Source organism: Pseudoalteromonas sp. NZS37, from assembly GCF_015864265.1.
In the GTDB taxonomy this organism is placed as follows: domain Bacteria; phylum Pseudomonadota; class Gammaproteobacteria; order Enterobacterales; family Alteromonadaceae; genus Pseudoalteromonas; species Pseudoalteromonas arctica.
On sequence record NZ_JADYXL010000022.1, the window covers coordinates 1 to 3,751 of the forward strand.

4 protein-coding genes and 2 pseudogenes are annotated in these 3,751 nt (G+C 36.8%); 5 read left to right on the forward strand and 1 reads right to left on the reverse strand.

Annotated features, from left to right (window positions below; all coding sequences use genetic code 11):
* Window positions 1-146: 146 nt before the first annotated feature.
* The 4 genes from I6F47_RS19930 to I6F47_RS19945 all read left to right on the forward strand — a co-directional run bounded on the left by I6F47_RS19930 (window position 147) and on the right by I6F47_RS19945 (window position 2,399).
* Entirely contained in the window at window positions 147-680 is a 534-nt protein-coding gene (locus I6F47_RS19930; RefSeq protein ID WP_197184415.1) for a hypothetical protein, read from the forward strand.
* Window positions 681-804: 124 nt separating this feature from the next.
* Entirely contained in the window at window positions 805-1,185 is a 381-nt protein-coding gene (locus I6F47_RS19935) for a hypothetical protein (protein ID WP_197184416.1), read from the forward strand.
* Window positions 1,186-1,291: 106 nt separating this feature from the next.
* Window positions 1,292-1,822, forward strand: a complete 531-nt coding sequence (locus tag I6F47_RS19940) for a hypothetical protein (protein WP_165723102.1) — start codon at window positions 1,292-1,294, stop codon at window positions 1,820-1,822.
* A 106-nt stretch (window positions 1,823-1,928) separates the two neighbouring features.
* Window positions 1,929-2,399 (forward strand): hypothetical protein, encoded by a 471-nt coding sequence (locus I6F47_RS19945; RefSeq protein WP_197184417.1) that lies wholly within the window; start codon window positions 1,929-1,931, stop codon window positions 2,397-2,399.
* A 79-nt stretch (window positions 2,400-2,478) separates the two neighbouring features.
* Here the strand turns inward: I6F47_RS19945 and I6F47_RS19950 are convergent.
* Window positions 2,479-2,901: pseudogene (locus tag I6F47_RS19950) on the reverse strand (group II intron maturase-specific domain-containing protein); the annotation flags it as partial.
* An 81-nt stretch (window positions 2,902-2,982) separates the two neighbouring features.
* Here I6F47_RS19950 and I6F47_RS19955 point away from each other — a divergent pair.
* A pseudogene (locus tag I6F47_RS19955) lies at window positions 2,983-3,751 on the forward strand (transposase); the annotation flags it as partial.

A 3,751-nucleotide genomic window follows, 5' to 3' on the forward strand; every position in this document is an offset into this window, starting at 1 on the left:
TAAAAAGCAAATTCCCATAGCATAAACAACACCAACTCTGACACACCGAGCAGGTAGCGCCTCAGTCCAACAAGCGATTATGCAACACAAACTGCGTGTCGCATAAATACTAAAGTGTTAGCTTTTAAATCAGCATGGTATGTATTTTGAGTCAGAATGAACTAGTTCTTAAAACCATATTTGGTGAGTTGTCTTTTGGTGTTACTGCTAAAGAGGGCGATTTATCTAATGGAAAAATCGTTTCAGTCAATCTCGAACCTATGATACCTGAAGGTATGGAAGTTGAAGATAGTATTGTTGTTCTTTTGCGAGTTAACTCAAGTACAGATATAAAGAATTTAAATTTCACCTGCACTTGGAATAATACGATCGAAGAAGGCGGTGCTTGTACTGGACAATTCCTAGATGCTTGGGAATGGGAGAAAGATAATCACCTTCTTTTAATTGGGACAGAAGATGAAGAGATACTTGGTTCACGCTTGGGAACTAAATATTTATCTCAATCGCCAGTAACAATGGGAAGTAAAGGCTTTGAAATACACATTAAGACATTTCCTAAAGATAGGGAGTTAACTCTTCATTATGTCGTATCGTCAAATGGTCTACCTGAAAAAGAAGATTGTTCATGTTGGTTTGCGGTTGATGTAGCTCATAAAAGAGTGCTTGAAGCTTGTGAGTAATAAAAGCTAACAAGAATTTCAAGAGGGACAAAATAAAGTTGGCTGTTTTGTTCACTCCGTTCACTTATTTTAGCCAACTCTATTTTGCCCCTTAAATGGGCGTTATATTACAAAAGGAGTTGTGGTGAAGTTTCTTAGTTTTTCATTATTATCTATTTTATCTTTCACAACTCAAGCTTGTATGTTTCCGCCTAAAGGATTGATTGAGGAACATAATAATCAATTTGATTTGTTAATCTTATTCTCTATCTTAGTTGCGGTTATTTCATTGTTAATTAGGTTTTCTCATCAGAAATCTAGATTATGGGTTACAGCACTTTTAGTTCTAGGGTTTGGTTATTTCCCATTTATTTTATTCAATCTTGATAGTTATGGGATTATTGGTCCAGGAGGTGCGTGTGGTCGGCCTGGTATGGTTTTAATTGGTCAAATTTGTTTAGGTGGTTACCTAGTTATTTTGTGCTACGAGCTATTTAAGTATTTAAAATTTAGGCGTAAATTGTAATATAACAAGTCATTAAAGCAGGAAAATTTACAGTTGGCTGTTTTCACTGCGTTCAACATTTTAGCCAACTACAAATTTCCTCTTAATGAGGCGTTAGGTGTACTTAGTGTTAACTTCTGAGCCAATTTATTCTGAATATAGTCTTGAGGAACTATTAGATTGTTTACAGCATATTGATCAAGTTAAATACCCTGAGAGATACCAAGTCTTACTACAAGAAATAGATAATAGAAAAAAAGGAATCCCCCCTAAAGTTAGGTTTAGCCAAAATCCAAAGGCTCAAACTCTTAAAAGAGGTGATGGAGTTATAGTCAAATTAATATCTGAATTAAAGTTGGATACTTCCAGATTATTGAAAACTATTTTTATTTTAGGTTGTACCTGTACACTATTGGCATTTGTGTTTACTCCACAAGCTGAAGGATACGGTAATTTTATAGCAACCATAGTGTTTTTATTTTTATGTCCCTTTTTACTTATTTATTGTATTCACTCTATAAAAATGGGAGAAATAGAAATTAAATCAATCACGGTAAAACGTAGTGATTCGCCAGGTGGTTTTTGGTTTGGTATTTTTATTTATGCGACGTTTTCAACTTTTATAATGTACTCTCTAATTTGGCAAACATACACCTAACAAGCCACTTAAGCGGGACTAAAAACAGTTGGCTAGTCTCACTTCGTTCGCTATTTTAGCCAACTATTTATTAGCCCCTTAGTGGGGCGTTAGGTGTTTCTCGAGTATGCGATTAATTTTATCAGTTGTTTTTATATGTATTAGTTTTTTATCATTTGCACATAAAGATACTGGATTGAAGATTCTTGATAATGGAAAGTTAATTGGGCTTCCTAATAAATACGAGCCTGCATCTTTTATAACTAAATCTTTTGAACTTGAAGTCTCTGGTAATAAATTAATAATTCCAGAGTGTGTTAAGCGTCGTGTTGGTATTAATAATACCGTTGATTACACTTTAGATTTTTCTGCTTCTTGGTATCATAGGTCAACTACCTTGCCACCTTACTTAAATGTTACAGTTTATCCTTTAAATGGTGAATTTAACTATTACCTAATGTTTAACTTGGATAAATTACAATTAATTAAGGCTATAAAGACTCACAAACCTAGTAATGTTATTGGTTTTCGACACACTAGGGAAACAATAAATTTTACGCCTGAGTGTATTGCATCCATTAAAATAGCGATGGTATAAAAAACACCTAATCGGGTAGCCGGAGGTCTCTAACCTCCAGCCCCCACACCACCCATCATGCGGGTCCGCAATGGGCGGTTCATCTTCCGTAATGAATACCGATCCAAATATCTCTCAATGACACTAAACCTTGTGATGCTAAATAGTCATTGCCTAGCGCAATGTTAATTCCTTTTGTTTTTGAGCTTCGACAAGGGCCTTTGCTGGTGATACCACAGGCTATGGCGAGTCGTTCGCTAACACCCAACTTTATTAAACTGCGTACTTTCGTGCGTGGTTTTCGCCATTGCCGCCAGTAGCACATTCTTATCCTACGGCGGATCCAATGATCTAAATCCACCGTTAACTGATAAGCGTTGGCTATTAGGTAATAGTGTCCCCAGCCACGTAAATACTGCGTGAGTTTATGAATTTGTAGGGTCATTGAGATCCCCCAGTTGCGGTTAGTGAGTTCTCTTACATTTGCTTTAAATTTCTTTAGCGCCTGTTCGTAAAAATTAACAGTGACACCCATCCTAAATTTTGCTCTTTTCAAAATTTAGGACTACGTTTTAGTTAGTGCAAAAAACGAGCAGGGTGTCTTATGGCAATTTCAAGAAAGCGTCAAGTAAGTTTGGTTGATACAAAATACTATCACTGTATTTCACGCTGTGTTCGTCGTGCATTTTTATGTGGAGAAGACCGTTTTACTGGTCAATCTTACGAGCATCGACGAGGGTGGGTTGAAGATAAGCTGCTTGAATTAGCAAGGTATTTTGTATTGATGTATGTGCTTATGCCGTAATGAGTAATCACACCCATTTGGTACTATATGTAGATGATAAGAAAGCAAACAGGCTGAATGATAAAGCGATTGTTATTCGCTGGCATAAACTCTGTAAAGGCACAGTGTTAACGCAAAAATATGTACAAGGTGAAAAGCTAAGTAAAGTTGAACTCANGTGTTAACGCAAAAATATGTACAAGGTGAAAAGCTAAGTAAAGTTGAACTCATCTTTTTCAACCAAACGGTTAAACAATACCGCGAACGCCTAGCAAGTATTAGCTGGTTTATGCGGTTGTTAAATGAAGACATTGCGCGCAGAGCAAATAAAGAAGATAACTGCACAGGACGATTTTGGGAGGGTAGATTCAAATCGCAAGCATTACTAGATGAAGCAGCACTTGCAGCGTGTATGGCCTATGTCGATTTAAATCCCATTAGGGCTAAAATGGCTAACACACCAGAAGGGTCAGACCATACCAGTGTACAAAAGCGCTTAACATGCGCGACAGAAGGTAAACAGCCTAAACAGTTACTACGTTTTGCAGGTATGCCACGTCAGATTATGCCTAAAGGGCTGCCGTTTGAG